This is a genomic window from Pseudomonas sp. LBUM1655 (assembly GCF_059716085.1).
Window position 1 is genome coordinate 291,917 of sequence record NZ_CP166801.1, and the last position, 14,198, is coordinate 306,114.

Sequence of the window (14,198 nt, forward strand, 5' to 3'; positions counted from 1 at the left end):
AGTGCTGATACACCCACTTCGCGAGCAGGCTCGCTCCCACAGGATTCGTTGCGCCGAAATTAACTCAAATTGATGGCCACAAGCTACAGGACAGCGAACGTGCCTTGCGCTTTTGCGACCAGTTTGTCGCCCTGCATCACATCGGCTTCGACCACCAACGTGCGGCGGCCCGGGTGGATCACCCGCGCCGTGCACAGCACCTCACCGTCGGAAACGGCGCGGATGTAGTTGATCTTGCACTCGATGGTCGCGCTCTGCTGATCGAAACCGTGGGTGCTGGAACAGGCCAGCCCCATGGCGATATCGACCAGACTGAACAGCGCGCCGCCATGCAATTTGCCGCCGCGGTTGCGCAATTCGGGTTCCAGCCCCAGGGCGACTTGCGCCACCCCGGTTTCCAGGCTGTGCAGGCGGCAGCCCAACAGCTTGAAAAACGCGCTCTCGACGAGCCCGGCCGGAATCTCCATCAGCGTTTCTTCAACTGCTTGGCGTTGGCGAACAGCGACGCCATCGCGTTGTTCACTGGCGCGGCGGTGGCGGTTTCCTTGCGTGGCGCGTTGTTCGAAGGCTGGCGTTGCGCCGAGCCCGGACGCGAGCCACGAGCGCCATCGATCTTCTCGCCCGGGGTGTCGCCCATGCGCATCGACAGGCCGACGCGTTTGCGCGGGATGTCGACTTCCATGACCTTCACTTTCACCACGTCACCGGCCTTCACCGCTTCGCGCGGATCCTTGATGAACTTCTCCGACAGCGCCGAGATGTGCACCAGACCATCCTGATGCACGCCGATGTCGACGAATGCGCCGAACGCGGTCACGTTGGTCACGACGCCCTCGAGGATCATCCCCAGTTGCAGGTCTTTGAGGTCTTCGACGCCTTCCTGGAACTCGGCAGTCTTGAATTCCGGACGCGGGTCGCGGCCCGGTTTTTCCAGCTCCTGGAGGATGTCGGTCACGGTCGGCAGACCGAAGGTCTCGTCGGTGAACTTCTTCGGGTCCAGGCGCTTTAGGAAACCGGCATCGCCGATCAGCGAGCGAATGTCACGGTCGGTTTCAGCGGCAATGCGCTGCACCAACGGATAGGCTTCCGGGTGAACCGCCGAGGAATCCAGCGGGTTGTCGCCGTTCATCACGCGCAAGAAACCGGCGGCCTGTTCGAAGGTTTTTTCGCCCAGACGCGCGACTTTCTTCAGCGCTGCGCGGGTTTTGAACGCGCCGTGCTCGTCGCGGTGCGCCACGATGTTCTGCGCCAGTGTTGCGTTGAGACCGGAGATCCGTGCCAGCAGCGCCACGGAGGCAGTGTTCACGTCGACGCCGACGGCGTTTACGCAGTCCTCGACCACAGCGTCCAGACCACGTGCCAGTTTCAGTTGGGACACGTCGTGCTGGTACTGGCCGACACCGATGGATTTCGGGTCGATCTTCACCAGCTCGGCCAGTGGATCCTGCAAGCGACGGGCAATCGACACCGCACCACGGATCGACACGTCCAGATCCGGGAATTCCTTGGCTGCCAGTTCCGACGCCGAGTACACCGATGCGCCGGCCTCGGAGACCATGACCTTGGTCATCTTCATGGCTGGATATTTTTTGATCAGCTCGATCGCCAGTTTGTCGGTTTCGCGGCTGGCGGTGCCGTTACCGATGGCTATCAGGTCAACCGAGTGCTTGGCGCACAGGGCCGCCAGAATGGCGATGGTCTGATCCCATTTGTTGTGCGGCACGTGCGGATAAACCGTGGCGTGATCCAGCAGTTTGCCGGTCGAATCGACCACCGCCACCTTGCAACCGGTGCGCAGGCCCGGGTCGAGACCCAGCGTTGCGCGCGGGCCGGCCGGCGCGGCCAGCAGCAGGTCGTGCAGGTTGTGGGCGAACACGTTGATCGCCTCGGTTTCGGCGCCGTCGCGCAACTCGCCCAGCAGGTCGGTTTCCAGGTGGGTGTAGAGCTTGACCTTCCAGGTCCAGCGCACCACTTCACCCAGCCATTTGTCGGCCGGACGGTTCTGGTTCTGGATACCGAATTGCTGGCCGATCATGCCTTCGCACGGGTGCATGGTGCCCGGCAGTTCGTCGCCGACTTTCAGCGCGGAGCTGAGGATGCCTTCGTTGCGGCCACGGAAAATCGCCAGTGCGCGGTGCGATGGCATGCTTTTCAGTGGCTCGTCGTGTTCGAAGTAGTCGCGGAACTTCGCGCCTTCCTCTTCCTTGCCAGCGATCACGCGGGCACTCAGGGTCGCTTCCTGCTTGAGATAGTTACGCAGTTTTTCCAGCAGGCTGGCGTCTTCGGCGAAGCGTTCCATCAGGATGTATTTGGCGCCTTCCAGCGCAGCTTTCACATCGGCCACACCTTTTTCGGCGTCGACAAAGCGTGCGGCTTCGCTTTCCGGGGCCAGGTTCGGGTCGTTGAACAGGCCGTCGGCCAAATCGCCGAGGCCGGCTTCCAGGGCGATCTGGCCCTTGGTGCGGCGCTTCTGCTTGTACGGCAGGTACAAGTCTTCGAGGCGGGTCTTGGTGTCGGCGAGCTTGATGTCGCGCTCAAGAGCAGGGGTGAGTTTGCCTTGCTCTTCGATGCTGGCGAGGATGCTGATGCGCCGTTCGTCGAGTTCTCGCAGGTAGCGCAGGCGCTCTTCCAGATGACGCAACTGGGTGTCATCGAGGCTGCCGGTGACTTCTTTCCGGTAACGGGCGATGAAGGGAACGGTAGAGCCTTCATCGAGTAGCGCGACGGCCGCTTCGACCTGTTGTGGGCGTACGCCGAGTTCCTCGGCGATGCGGCTGTTGATGCTGTCCATAAAACCACCTGACATATTGTGAAAGCAGGCTCGCAGGCACGGAAATAAAGGCCCGGAGTCTGGTTGAGCGGCATGAAGATGGCCGCTGCCTGGGTCAAAAGGCAGCCCATTGACCCGTGAAATCGAACAATTACTGCGCTGGCCCGGAAAAAATACCGGCCACTTGCGGTAACGATTCAGACGTTGCCTGGCACAAAACGCCGCGCATTATAACCAGCGTTCTGTCATTCGGGGGCGTTGCAGTCTGTAGGCATAAACCCCGGTTTTCTGGCAGTGAAGGAAAAATCTGCTAACAATGCACACGGTGCGTATAACGGCAGCTACGCCATAATGCGCGCCGAGCTAAAAGGAGCATCCAATGAGCAGCACTGCACAAACTGCTGAAGGCGAAAAAATTCTCATCGTTGACGACGATCCGGGGCTGAGCAGCCTGCTGGAACGTTTTTTCGTCAGCAAGGGCTATCGTGCCCGTACCGTACCGAACACCGAGCAGATGGATCGTCTGCTGTCGCGTGAAGTCTTCAATCTGGTCGTCCTCGATCTGATGCTGCCCGGCGAAGATGGCTTGACCGCATGCCGTCGTCTGCGAGCAGCGAATAACCAGATTCCGATCATCATGCTCACCGCCAAAGGCGATGAGATGAGCCGCATCAAGGGCCTGGAACTGGGCGCCGACGATTATCTGGCCAAGCCGTTCAACCCGGACGAGCTGATGGCCCGGGTCAAGGCTGTTCTTCGTCGTCAGGCCGCCCCGGTACCGGGCGCGCCGGGCAGCGAAGACGAAAACGTCACCTTCGGTGATTACGTGTTGTCGCTGGCCACCCGCGAACTGAAACGCGGCGACGAAGTACACATGCTCACCACCGGTGAGTTTGCGGTGCTCAAGGCCTTGGTCATGAACGCGCGTCAGCCACTGACCCGCGACAAGCTGATGAACCTGGCCCGTGGTCGTGAGTGGGATGCGCTGGAGCGTTCCATCGACGTGCAGATTTCCCGTCTGCGCCGGATGATCGAGCCTGATCCGTCCAAACCGCGCTATATCCAGACTGTCTGGGGCGTGGGCTACGTGTTCGTACCGGATGGCGCCGCCACCAAGTGATCGGTGATTTGTAGGAGCGGGTCTGTCGGGACTTGGCCATAATGGCCATCCCCGCAGACTCGCAATCCGCAATATGCGAGCATTGCTCGCTCCTGCAAGTGTGTAGCGGTTATTGATGAAGACCCCCGTCTGGTTTCCCCAAAGTTTTTTCTCCCGCACCCTCTGGCTGGTGCTTATCGTCGTGCTGTTTTCCAAGGCGCTGACCCTGGTTTATCTGTTGATGAACGAGGACGTGCTGGTGGATCGCCAATACAGCCACGGCGTCGCTCTGACGCTGCGCGCCTATTGGGCTGCTGACGAAGAAAATCGCGCGAAGATCGCTGATGCCTCAACCCTGATCCGGGTGGTGGGTGCCGGTGTGCCGGAAGGCGAACAGCACTGGCCGTACAGCGAGATCTACCAGCGGCAAATGCAGGCAGAGCTGGGCGCGGATACGGAAGTGCGATTGCGCATGCACTCGCCGCCAGCGCTGTGGGTTCGTGCGCCGAGCCTGGGGGATGGCTGGTTGAAAGTTCCGCTGTACCCGCATCCTCTGCGCGGCCAGAAAATCTGGAACGTGCTTGGCTGGTTCCTGGCGATTGGTTTGCTGTCGACGGCGTCGGCGTGGATTTTCGTCAGCCAGCTCAACCAACCCTTGAAACGACTGGTCTATGCAGCCCGGCAACTCGGCCAGGGCCGCAGTGTGCGTCTGCCGATCAGTGACACGCCTAGCGAAATGACCGAGGTATATCGCGCCTTCAACCAGATGGCCGAAGACGTCGAACAGGCCGGGCGTGAGCGCGAGCTGATGCTGGCCGGGGTTTCCCATGACTTGCGCACGCCGTTGACTCGATTGCGGCTGTCGCTGGAGTTGATGGGCGATCGCAACGACCTGACCGACGACATGGTGCGCGACATCGAAGACATGGATGCGATTCTCGACCAGTTCCTCGCGTTTATTCGCGATGGTCGCGACGAGTCGGTGGAAGAGGTGGACCTCAGCGATCTCGTGCGTGAGGTGGCGGCACCGTACAACCAGAGCGAAGAAAAGGTTCGCCTGCGTCTGGAGCCGATCCAGCCGTTTCCGTTGCGTCGGGTTTCGATGAAGCGCTTGCTGAACAACTTGATCGGCAACGCCTTGAATCATGCAGGCAGCGGCGTCGAAGTCGCGGCTTATGTGTCTGGTGACACCAGCGCGCCGTATGTGGTGCTGAGTGTGATGGACCGTGGGGCGGGGATTGATCCGTCGGAGCTTGAGGCGATTTTCAACCCGTTTACCCGAGGCGATCGTGCGCGAGGCGGCAAGGGCACGGGGTTGGGTCTGGCGATTGTGAAGCGCATTGCTTCGATGCATGGCGGCAATGTCGAGTTGCGCAACCGGTCCGGGGGCGGATTGGAAGCGCGAGTGCGTTTGCCATTGGGGTTGATGTTGCCGCGGGATGCCGTTTAAACGCTGAAAAAGATCGCAGCTTCCGGCAGCTCCACATGGGAATGCATACCCTGTAGGAGCTGCCGGAGGCTGCGATCTTTTGCTTTTAACCTTTGCCTTTGGTCCGAGTCATGTTCGGCCCGCCATTCTTCTCAAGATGCTCAATGATGATCCCTGCCACATTCTTCCCGGTGGTGGTCTCGATCCCCTCCAGCCCCGGCGATGAGTTCACTTCCATCACCAGCGGCCCGTGATTGGAGCGCAGGATATCCACACCCGCTACCGCCAGGCCCATGACCTTGGCCGCACGCAAAGCGGTCATGCGCTCTTCCGGTGTGATCTTGATCAGACTGGCGCTACCGCCGCGGTGCAGGTTGGAGCGGAATTCACCCGGTTTGGCCTGACGCTTCATCGCCGCGATCACCTTGTCGCCAACCACGAAGCAGCGGATATCCGCACCGCCGGCCTCCTTGATGTACTCCTGGACCATGATGTTCTGCTTCAGGCCCATGAACGCTTCGATCACCGACTCGGCGGCGGTCGCGGTTTCACACAGCACCACACCAATACCCTGAGTGCCTTCCAGCACTTTGATCACCAGTGGTGCGCCATTGACCATGTCGATCAGGTCGGGAATGTCATCCGGTGAGTGGGCAAAACCTGTCACCGGCAAACCGATGCCACGTCGTGACAGCAATTGCAGAGAACGCAATTTGTCCCGCGAACGGGCGATGGCCACCGATTCATTCAGCGGAAACACCCCCATCATTTCGAACTGACGCAGCACTGCGCAGCCATAGAACGTCACCGACGCACCGATCCGCGGGATCACCGCATCGAAGCCTTCCAGCGGTTTGCCGCGATAGTGGATCTGCGGCTTGTGGCTGGCGATGTTCATGTAGGCGCGCAAGGTGTCGATCACGACCATTTCATGCCCGCGCTCGGTGCCGGCTTCGACCAGACGACGGGTGGAATACAGACGCGGGTTCCGCGACAGCACAGCGATCTTCATGCAACACCTGTTGAGGAGGTAGATACCGGGAACACCGGCTTGTCTTGTACATATTTGATGCCCGGATTGACCACCAGGTGGCCGTCGATCAAGGCTTTGGAACCGAGCAACAGGCGATAGCGCATGGACTTGCGGCAGGCGAGGGTGAACTCGATCGGCCAGACCCGATCACCCAGAGCCAGCGTCGTGCTGATCACATAGCGTTCCTGGGCATGGCCATTGGAGCTTTTAATGGTTTTGCGCGTCACCAGTGGCGCTTCACAGCGCCGGTGACGCAACTGCACCACCGTGCCCAGGTGCGCGGTGAAACGCACCCACTTCTCGCCGTCGCGTTCGAACGGCTCGATGTCGGTGGCATGCAGGCTGGAGGTACTGGCACCGGTGTCGATTTTTGCTCGCAGGCCCGCGACTCCCAAATCCGGGAGCGCCACCCACTCGCGCAGACCGACAACGGTCAAATGGTCAAATGTCTTCAAAAAAATGCTCAACCGTGACAACCGATCAGCCCGCAGGGGCCGGATTTGCGGTATTCACGCAGAATAAGGGTTAAAAGGCGACAGATTTCTACAGCCCGGATTATCAGCCCCTGAAGCAGGCGCCGGAATGCATGCATTGTAATCCGGGATGCTGCAATTCATGGCACGACAGAAACGGTAGTACAGTTCACCAATATTTCAGAATGAGGACATTCCATGGCACAAAAAAGCGAAGAGGGCGACAAGGTCCGTCTCGATAAGTGGCTATGGGCAGCGCGTTTTTATAAAACACGTGCCTTGGCCAAAGCAGCGATCGAGAGTGGCAAGGTGCATTGTCGAGGCGAGCGCTGCAAGCCTGGCAAAGAGCCACGCATCGGCGATGAATTCGAGATCCGCACCGGCTTCGAAGTGCGCACGGTGAGGGTCGAAGCCTTGTCGATCGTGCGTCGTGGCGCGCCTGAGGCACAGACGCTATATGCAGAAACCGAGGTGAGTGTTGAAAAGCGCGAAGCGGCAGCGGCGATGCGCAAGGCGGGTGCGTTGGGCGTGAGCACCGACGGCAAGCCGAGCAAGAAACAGCGGCGGGATCTGTTTAAGTTTCGGGGTAACAGCAGCAGCGAGTAGGGCGTCACTGCCTCTTCGCGAGCAGGTTCGCTCCCACAGAAAATTGCATTCCAATGTGGGAGCGAGCTTGCTCGCGAATCGAGTGCGCAGCACCCGCCATGAACAACTCGATATCAGGCGCTACGCACCACACTCATCCGCGAAACAACCGGCAGTTTGCCGAGCAGATTGAAAATCGGCGCTGTCACCTTCAGCCAGAAATTCGCCGCGTGATACGCAAACGGCGTGTAATAACCCCAGCCCAACGCCCACACCGCCAGCAACACACCGCCGATGTAATCGTCCTGACCCCAATGTGCACCGGCCACCAGTCGCGGCAGCATGAACAGCAAGGTCAGACCCCAGATCGTCAGGAACTGGCCAGCCGTGCGGCTGAACACGCCCATGAATAGTGCCCAGATCAGCAACACCGAAGCGTGATCACCGGGGAAGCTCTGGCTCGAGCGATCCTTCAGCTCCCAGGTCTTCTCCAGATGTGGAAAGTAGTCGCTCAGGTGAACGGCGTCTTCAAGCACCATCGACGGGCTGCTGTGCTGCCAGTCCATGTGGTCGGCGAATTTGGAAAACAGTGCGCGGATCACCACCATCAACAGCAGGATCGAGAAAAAACCGAAAAATGCCCGACGTACATCAATCGCCTTGAACACCCAGTCGCCCTTGATCAGCAGCATCAGCAGAATCAGCCCGACCACAATGTCGAACGGGCGCAGACTTGCAATTGCCCAGATGTGGAGCCATATCGTGTTGCTGGCCAGCGGTGCATTGAGCGAGCGGAACAGCCACTCGTCGAAAATCACACACAGCGAGTTGCCCGTAGGCCATAACCAGAAAGCCAGTAGCGCTAATGGCACTACGTTGCACAGAACCAGCCGGCCGAGGTTCCACCTTGATTGGAACAAACCCGGATTGTTCATAAAATGCCTCCCATGGCTAAGCAGTCGGCACCAAAAAGGGTGCCAAGAAACGCAAATTTTCACGTTTTGTAACCATTTTGTCATCACTTTCAGATACCCAGACCTATGACCGACCTGACGGATACCGATTTCACCCAACGCTTCATCTTCGATGACAGCGACACCCGCGGCGAACTGGTTGCGCTTGAGCGCAGCTACGCCGAAGTTCTTGCCAAACACCCCTACCCGGAACCGGTTGCGCAACTGCTGGGCGAATTGATGGCGGCCGCTTCTTTGCTGGTAGGCACCCTGAAGTTCGACGGCTTGCTGATTTTGCAGGCGCGTTCCGAAGGCCCGATCCCGATGTTGATGATCGAGTGCTCCAGCGAGCGTGAAATCCGTGGCCTGGCGCGTTACCACGCCGATCAGATCGCGGCAGATGCGACCCTCAGCGACTTGATGCCCAACGGCGTCCTGGCCCTGACTGTCGACCCGACTGTCGGCCAGCGCTATCAGGGCATCGTCGACCTCGACGGCGAAACCCTGTCCGACTGTTTCACCAACTATTTCGTCATGTCGCAACAGGTTGGCACCCGCTTCAAGCTGTTTGCCGACGGTCGTCGTGCCCGTGGTCTGCTGCTGCAACAACTGCCGGCCGATCGTCTGAAGGACGAAGAAGATCGCGCCGCCAGCTGGCAGCACATCACCGCGCTGGCCAGCACCCTGAGCGCCGATGAATTGTTGAGCCTGGACAACGAAACCGTGCTGCACCGTCTCTACCATGAAGAGCAAGTACGCCTGTTTGATGTGCAGAACTTGCGCTTCCACTGCAGCTGCTCGCGGGAACGCTCGGGCACTGCGCTGGTCAGTCTGGGTCTGGAAGATGCGCAGGCGCTGGTGGCTGAGCAGGGTGGCAAAGTCGAGATCGATTGCCAGTTCTGCAACGAGCGTTACGAGTTTGATGCCGCCGATATCGCTCAATTGTTCGCTGGCGCAGGCGTCGACACCCCGTCAGATACCCGGCACTAAAACGGTTCAGCGCAGGTAAATTCACTGCTCAACGACGTAATTACGCCGTTACGACGGGAGGACCCTACTCTTTTTGGGCTTTTCTGGCATAATCCGGCCCACTTTTTTCGCGGTAGTAGTGCACGACTTTCTACTACAAAACGTTTGGAGCACACTCGGCCACTGGCCGACGGGGAACCTCATGACGCAAGCCAATAACGCCGTGTACACCGATCTGAGTGTTGATGATCTGGTAAAAGAAGCCCTGAATCGCGGTGAGGGCGAGCTTGCCGATACCGGCGCTCTGGTAGTCCGCACCGGTCATCGTACCGGCCGTTCGCCAGTCGACCGTTTCATCGTTGAAGAGCCTTCCACCCAGGCCGCTATCGCCTGGGGCCCGATCAACCGCAAGTTCCCGGCCGACAAGTTCGATGCGCTGTGGGCTCGTGTCGAGGCGTTCAACAACGCGCAAGAGCACTTTGTTTCCCACGTTCATGTAGGTGCGGCCGAAGATCACTACCTGGCCGTGAAAATGACCACTCAGACTGCCTGGCAGAACCTGTTCGGTCGTTGCCTGTTCATCAACCCGGCCCAGTACAACCCGGCTGGCCGTGAAGAATGGCAAGTGCTCAACGTGGCCAACTTCGAATGCGTGCCTGAGCGTGACGGCACCAACTCCGACGGTTGCGTGATCCTCAACTTCGCCCAGAAGAAAGTGCTGATCGCCGGCATGCGTTACGCCGGTGAAATGAAGAAAGCCATGTTCTCCGTGCAGAACTTCCTGCTGCCGGCCGCTGACGTGCTGCCAATGCACTGCGCCGCCAACATCGGTGAAGAAGGCGACGTGACCCTGTTCTTCGGTCTGTCGGGCACCGGTAAAACCACCCTGTCCGCCGACGAAAGCCGTTACCTGATCGGTGACGACGAACACGGCTGGGGCGAAGGCGTTGTCTTCAACATCGAAGGCGGCTGCTACGCCAAGTGCATCGACTTGTCCGAGAAGAACGAGCCGGTCATCTGGAAAGCCATCAAGCACGGCGCCGTGCTGGAAAACGTCGTCATCGACGACGCCAAACACGCCGACTACGCCGATGTCAGCCTGACTCAGAACAGCCGCGCCGCGTACCCGCTGGAACACGTTGCCAAGCGCTCCGAGCACAACCTGGGCGGCGAGCCAAATGCAGTGATCTTCCTGACCTGCGACCTGACCGGTGTTCTGCCGCCAGTGTCGATCCTCAACGAAGAACAAGCGGCCTACCACTTCCTGTCCGGCTACACCGCACTGGTGGGCTCGACTGAAATGGGTTCCGGCAGCGGCATCAAGTCGACCTTCTCCACTTGCTTCGGCGCACCGTTCTTCCCGCGTCCGGCTGGCGAATACGCAGAACTGCTGATCAAGCGCATCCGCGGCTTCGGCTCCAAGGTCTACCTGGTCAACACCGGCTGGACCGGCGGCGGCTACGGCGTCGGCAAACGCTTCAACATCCCGACCACCCGCGCCGTGATCGCAGCCATCCAGAGCGGCGCACTGATCGGTACCGCCACCGAGCACCTCGACACCATCAACCTCGACGTGCCACTGGCCGTACCGGGCGTTGAAACCAACCTGCTCAACCCACGCAACACCTGGGCTGACAAGGCTGCATACGACGAGGCTGCCAAGGCACTGGCCGGTCTGTTCATCGAGAACTTCAAGAAGTTCGAAGTGAGCGACGCGATCAAGGCTGCTGGGCCGAAGTTGTAAGACTTAGTTCTGGTGAGTGAAAAAGCCGCCTCTTGAGGGCGGCTTTTTTGTGGGTGATGGGTTGGGTGTCATTATCAGATCAACTGCCATTATTCCCGCAGCGTTCGCGTTAAACAGCCAGAATAATGCCACTTAAGTAGCCGCGAACTCTATACGCCGTTCTTCTTCTCTTCAGCCTTCATAGCCATTGCCGCCTGGTATGCAGTACTCGCAGCATCTCCACAGCATCAACTTTGATTGTGTAGATGATGTAGTAGTTTGGGGTGACAACCATTTCGCGGGTGCCTTGCGCGATACCTCTTTTGTATAAAGCTGGCTGCTGGCGGACGCTTTCTCCCTTCGATTCGAAAAGCTCATCGAGCTTAATCGCTGCAGCGGGATTTTCCTGGCCGATACGCTCCATGATGTTTTCTCGGTCATCCAGCGCCTCTTGGCGCCAGACCAACCTCATCAACGTACTCGCTGACGCAGAGCATCCCGCTTGGCGGCAAATATCCTGCGAGCGTCTTCATCGCTGACGCTGGGTCTTGGATCATCAATGCTGATTTGTACCTGTTGCTTGACCCATTCTTCATATGCCGCAGCTTCATGAGCTTGTTTCATCGCTTCGGCGCGATCAGGGCGGGCATAGGTTTTTATCTGCAGAGGGTCATAGCTGGAGGCGTCCACATCGAAGTGATTGATACCTACTCCTTGCAGGTAGGTCACCAGTGTTTCGAACCGCTTGAACAGTCGCACCTGACCACTGCGTTGTGCTGCCAGTGAATATTCCTTGTTTCCTTGCTGAATCTGAATTGACCAGCCACCGGGTTTGGCGACGATATGTGCGCTACTGATCGAACCATTCTCAAACAATCGCGCGAGAGTACTGTGATCAATGGTTTCAGTGGTCATGAAGGCGAGCTCTTGGTTGAACAATGGCTCCCATCGTACGCAATCAATAATAGTTTGCAAAATTCAACTCCTGTGCTGGACGCCGGGTGTGCAGCATCCATGTTCTTTGGTCAGGCAGGCGCTAGTTATTTGAGCGCGCATCTGCCTGAGATTGTTTTCAGGCGGGTGCTTTCCAATTGAGCATCTGCTGCTGCGCGACTTGCAGCAGGTCACAGCCATCCTGCGTCAGCAGATAGAGGGCGTGGGTGATGTGGGGGATGTCTTCGACGTCGGCTTGTTTGAAGCTGAGGCAGTAGAGGGTTTTTAGCAGGTCGCTTGACGCGCGCAGGCGTTGGACGGCGCATTCGAGGATGTCTTGCGGGTTGGCCGCTGTGTCGATGATCAGGGGCTTGGTGTCGGTGAGGTTGGATTCGAGTGGGCGGTAGCGATCGGTGGTGAACTGGGTCCATTTTTTCATTGTTCTTCTCTCTATAGGCGTTCCAATAGCCGCCGCCATCATGACCAAACGATGGGAGGCGACTGTGTTCGGGTTGGTCAACCAGAGAGAGAGAACTCCGTGTACGCCGAAGCGTCCCAAACACAGCCGCCATAAAGCATGCCGCACAATAGATGGCGGCAAGCATACAAGGGCATGCGCAGTTTCTCTCTCTCAATTTCAGGTGACCAAACCCGAGTCGCTGATTTGGCAGCGACAGTCACGACTATAGATTTGACTTACCAAGCCGCGATAGGCGGCAAGGGAGTCTGTGTTTGTAGGAACGGGACGAATACCGGATAGGGCATTGCTGTAGGTTTTTTCGCCGGCTCACCGATCCTCGCCATCAACGAACATGCCGACTCGTCGCCACATCCAGCACGGTGGTGTTCAGCCCGGTTGCGGGGGTGTAAATCGTGCCTTTCACCGCTGAGAACTGGACGTCTCTGCCGCCCAGGGACACACGGCGTTCGCCCTGGTCCATTTCGGTGAAGTAGGTGTACGAACACTCTTCCATGGCCCGGTATTGCTCCTGGGCGTTGACGATGGCATCGGCGAGTTGGTTGTTTCCAGGTTTGTTGTTTAAGGGGTGTGCTGGCGGTGTGCGGCTTTCAGTTTTGCAACTTCTAATAGTTCGCAGCCGTCTTGAGTCAATAAATAAAGCGCAGTGATGATGTTTGGAATGTCTTTAACGTCCGCTTGTTTGAAACACATGCAGTAAAGAGTTTCCAGTAGATTGCCGGCGGCGCACAGACGTTGTTGAGCCGCATCCAGCAAGTCCTCATGGCAGGCGTCGGTGTCGATAACCAGCACCGGATTTTCGCCGTAGCTGGTTTTCAAACGGCGGTAGCGGTTGCTGGGTGAGTGCAGTGAGGTCATGGATTAAGGCTGTCCTTTTAGAAGTCGCTACAGTGCGATTCAGTCGCGCCGGTCACTATAGGAGGGCGTCGCGCGGTGGAACAAGACAGCCGGGATGGACAGAGTTCGTAGGGGTTTTTCCTGGGTTCGGGCATTTGCCCTACGTGTTTTCATGGCGTTTTCAAGGCAAAACCCTTAGGCGGGAAGTTTCCTACGGGTTTGTCAGGCGCTTCCGACCAAACCTCTGTATCTTGCGCGCCAGAATCTGTGGGACGTTTCCAAACGTCCGATACGCGCTTAAAGGGAATTAGGTATGCAGTGGCTACGAATGGCCTCGATTGTATTGCTATGGGTCAGCGGTTGCCGTTTGACGATGGCCGCAGAACCCGGCAATTCGCTGGTGTTGAATTATCTGGATCGAACCGGTTGGCCGGAGGCGCTTAACAGCCAGGCGAATGTCGACACGGCCTCGCGCGCCGAAGTGCTGATGTTCGGCAAAGCCTTGCTCGCCAGTGAATCGCTCGACGAATCGGGTCTGAAGCAACGTTTGGGTGTGCCGCAAGTGCAGCTCAAATCGATCAGGCAGGTGCGCGATGGTCTGTGGGATCACTTGCTGAGCACTTATCGCAACGCCAGTCAGGACTGTGCCGAACAGCCGTTTTGTCCGCAGGTGCGCAGCGTCGCCGACCTGCGTCAGTTGGCGGCGGCGTTCACCGGCGATATCAGCCCGGCCCATGCGCTGTGGGCGAGCAAGAGCCTGAGCGTGCATGAGCAGGTATTGAACGAGCAGTTGCGCGTGGCGGTGCTGCTGCCCTGAGTGAAGGTCAGGTTTCGGTGAGGACTTGCGGTGTCGCTGAAATGGCGAACTGCGGAAGGTCTTCGGGTCCCCGCATGCATCCGCCCAACATCAGGGCGG

General features: G+C 58.5%; 16 protein-coding genes. 6 read left to right on the forward strand and 10 right to left on the reverse strand.

Annotated elements, in window-relative coordinates:
- Nucleotides 1-83 precede the first annotated feature (83 nt).
- Together ACA074_RS01280 and ACA074_RS01285 are read right to left on the reverse strand one after the other, a co-directional pair.
- Nucleotides 84-467 carry a PaaI family thioesterase gene (locus ACA074_RS01280; protein ID WP_187679402.1) on the reverse strand — a complete coding sequence of 128 codons (384 nt, stop codon included), beginning with the start codon at nt 465-467 and terminating at the stop codon, nt 84-86.
- Nucleotides 467-2,791 carry a Tex family protein gene (locus tag ACA074_RS01285; RefSeq protein WP_497678301.1) on the reverse strand — a complete coding sequence of 775 codons (2,325 nt, stop codon included), beginning with the start codon at nt 2,789-2,791 and terminating at the stop codon, nt 467-469. Before ACA074_RS01285 ends, ACA074_RS01280 begins: the two co-directional genes overlap by 1 nt.
- A 358-nt stretch (nt 2,792-3,149) precedes the next feature.
- On the opposite strand from ACA074_RS01285, the gene ompR reads away from it, so the two are divergent.
- Both ompR and ACA074_RS01295 read left to right on the forward strand, forming a co-directional pair.
- Nucleotides 3,150-3,890 (forward strand): osmolarity response regulator transcription factor OmpR, encoded by a 741-nt coding sequence (gene ompR / locus ACA074_RS01290; protein ID WP_016986271.1) that lies wholly within the window; start codon nt 3,150-3,152, stop codon nt 3,888-3,890.
- A gap of 115 nt (nt 3,891-4,005) precedes the next feature.
- Nucleotides 4,006-5,319, forward strand: coding sequence for an ATP-binding protein (locus tag ACA074_RS01295; RefSeq protein ID WP_187679404.1), 1,314 nt, complete (start codon nt 4,006-4,008; stop codon nt 5,317-5,319).
- A gap of 85 nt (nt 5,320-5,404) precedes the next feature.
- Here the strand turns inward: ACA074_RS01295 and rimK are convergent, their stop codons facing one another.
- On the reverse strand, nt 5,405-6,310 hold the full coding sequence (rimK, locus tag ACA074_RS01300; protein ID WP_007949201.1) for a 30S ribosomal protein S6--L-glutamate ligase: 906 nt from the start codon (nt 6,308-6,310) through the stop codon (nt 5,405-5,407).
- Nucleotides 6,307-6,786: a retropepsin-like aspartic endopeptidase RimB gene (gene rimB, locus ACA074_RS01305; protein WP_016986269.1), complete on the reverse strand. Its 480-nt coding sequence runs from the start codon at nt 6,784-6,786 to the stop codon at nt 6,307-6,309. Before rimB ends, rimK begins: the two co-directional genes overlap by 4 nt.
- Before the next feature lie 216 nt (nt 6,787-7,002).
- Here rimB and ACA074_RS01310 point away from each other — a divergent pair, with 216 nt between their 5' ends.
- Nucleotides 7,003-7,410, forward strand: a complete 408-nt coding sequence (locus ACA074_RS01310) for an RNA-binding S4 domain-containing protein (RefSeq protein WP_497678302.1) — start codon at nt 7,003-7,005, stop codon at nt 7,408-7,410.
- Between the two features lie 113 nt (nt 7,411-7,523).
- Here the strand turns inward: ACA074_RS01310 and ACA074_RS01315 are convergent, their stop codons facing one another.
- Nucleotides 7,524-8,324, reverse strand: a complete 801-nt coding sequence (locus tag ACA074_RS01315) for a phosphatase PAP2 family protein (RefSeq protein ID WP_497678303.1) — start codon at nt 8,322-8,324, stop codon at nt 7,524-7,526.
- Nucleotides 8,325-8,429: 105 nt separating this feature from the next.
- On the opposite strand from ACA074_RS01315, the gene hslO reads away from it, so the two are divergent.
- Together hslO and ACA074_RS01325 are read left to right on the forward strand one after the other, a co-directional pair.
- Nucleotides 8,430-9,332: an Hsp33 family molecular chaperone HslO gene (gene hslO / locus ACA074_RS01320; RefSeq protein WP_187679407.1), complete on the forward strand. Its 903-nt coding sequence runs from the start codon at nt 8,430-8,432 to the stop codon at nt 9,330-9,332.
- A 181-nt stretch (nt 9,333-9,513) separates the two neighbouring features.
- A complete protein-coding gene (locus tag ACA074_RS01325) occupies nt 9,514-11,055 on the forward strand; it encodes a phosphoenolpyruvate carboxykinase (protein WP_187679408.1) in 1,542 nt (513 codons plus the stop codon).
- 178 nt (nt 11,056-11,233) lie between these two features.
- On the opposite strand, the gene ACA074_RS01330 is transcribed toward ACA074_RS01325, so the two are convergent.
- The 5 genes from ACA074_RS01330 to ACA074_RS01350 all read right to left on the reverse strand — a co-directional run bounded on the left by ACA074_RS01330 (nt 11,234) and on the right by ACA074_RS01350 (nt 13,303).
- Nucleotides 11,234-11,506 (reverse strand): type II toxin-antitoxin system RelE/ParE family toxin, encoded by a 273-nt coding sequence (locus ACA074_RS01330; protein ID WP_123449450.1) that lies wholly within the window; start codon nt 11,504-11,506, stop codon nt 11,234-11,236.
- Nucleotides 11,506-11,949, reverse strand: coding sequence for a hypothetical protein (locus tag ACA074_RS01335; RefSeq protein WP_213028728.1), 444 nt, complete (start codon nt 11,947-11,949; stop codon nt 11,506-11,508). Before ACA074_RS01335 ends, ACA074_RS01330 begins: the two co-directional genes overlap by 1 nt.
- 157 nt (nt 11,950-12,106) lie before the next feature.
- A complete protein-coding gene (locus tag ACA074_RS01340; protein WP_401267671.1) occupies nt 12,107-12,406 on the reverse strand; it encodes a hypothetical protein in 300 nt (99 codons plus the stop codon).
- Between the two features lie 364 nt (nt 12,407-12,770).
- On the reverse strand, nt 12,771-12,941 hold the full coding sequence (locus ACA074_RS01345) for a hypothetical protein (RefSeq protein ID WP_401267673.1): 171 nt from the start codon (nt 12,939-12,941) through the stop codon (nt 12,771-12,773).
- A 65-nt stretch (nt 12,942-13,006) separates the two neighbouring features.
- Nucleotides 13,007-13,303, reverse strand: a complete 297-nt coding sequence (locus tag ACA074_RS01350; RefSeq protein ID WP_489879664.1) for a hypothetical protein — start codon at nt 13,301-13,303, stop codon at nt 13,007-13,009.
- Nucleotides 13,304-13,595: 292 nt separating this feature from the next.
- On the opposite strand from ACA074_RS01350, the gene ACA074_RS01355 reads away from it, so the two are divergent.
- On the forward strand, nt 13,596-14,099 hold the full coding sequence (locus ACA074_RS01355; RefSeq protein WP_401267675.1) for a polysaccharide deacetylase: 504 nt from the start codon (nt 13,596-13,598) through the stop codon (nt 14,097-14,099).
- Nucleotides 14,100-14,198: the final 99 nt, after the last annotated feature.

Bases quoted from the DNA above. Each gene is read 5' to 3' on its own strand.
- ACA074_RS01335 (WP_213028728.1), bottom strand. From the start codon at position 11,949: ATGACCACTGAAACCATTGATCACAGTACTCTCGCGCGATTGTTTGAG.
- ACA074_RS01345 (WP_401267673.1), bottom strand. From the start codon at position 12,941: ATGGAAGAGTGTTCGTACACCTACTTCACCGAAATGGACCAGGGCGAA.
- ompR (WP_016986271.1), top strand. From the start codon at position 3,150: ATGAGCAGCACTGCACAAACTGCTGAAGGCGAAAAAATTCTCATCGTT.
- hslO (WP_187679407.1), top strand. From the start codon at position 8,430: ATGACCGACCTGACGGATACCGATTTCACCCAACGCTTCATCTTCGAT.
- ACA074_RS01310 (WP_497678302.1), top strand. From the start codon at position 7,003: ATGGCACAAAAAAGCGAAGAGGGCGACAAGGTCCGTCTCGATAAGTGG.
- ACA074_RS01280 (WP_187679402.1), bottom strand. From the start codon at position 467: ATGGAGATTCCGGCCGGGCTCGTCGAGAGCGCGTTTTTCAAGCTGTTG.
- ACA074_RS01355 (WP_401267675.1), top strand. From the start codon at position 13,596: ATGCAGTGGCTACGAATGGCCTCGATTGTATTGCTATGGGTCAGCGGT.
- ACA074_RS01295 (WP_187679404.1), top strand. From the start codon at position 4,006: ATGAAGACCCCCGTCTGGTTTCCCCAAAGTTTTTTCTCCCGCACCCTC.
- ACA074_RS01285 (WP_497678301.1), bottom strand. From the start codon at position 2,791: ATGGACAGCATCAACAGCCGCATCGCCGAGGAACTCGGCGTACGCCCA.
- rimK (WP_007949201.1), bottom strand. From the start codon at position 6,310: ATGAAGATCGCTGTGCTGTCGCGGAACCCGCGTCTGTATTCCACCCGT.
- ACA074_RS01340 (WP_401267671.1), bottom strand. From the start codon at position 12,406: ATGAAAAAATGGACCCAGTTCACCACCGATCGCTACCGCCCACTCGAA.
- ACA074_RS01315 (WP_497678303.1), bottom strand. From the start codon at position 8,324: ATGAACAATCCGGGTTTGTTCCAATCAAGGTGGAACCTCGGCCGGCTG.
- ACA074_RS01325 (WP_187679408.1), top strand. From the start codon at position 9,514: ATGACGCAAGCCAATAACGCCGTGTACACCGATCTGAGTGTTGATGAT.
- ACA074_RS01330 (WP_123449450.1), bottom strand. From the start codon at position 11,506: ATGAGGTTGGTCTGGCGCCAAGAGGCGCTGGATGACCGAGAAAACATC.
- ACA074_RS01350 (WP_489879664.1), bottom strand. From the start codon at position 13,303: ATGACCTCACTGCACTCACCCAGCAACCGCTACCGCCGTTTGAAAACC.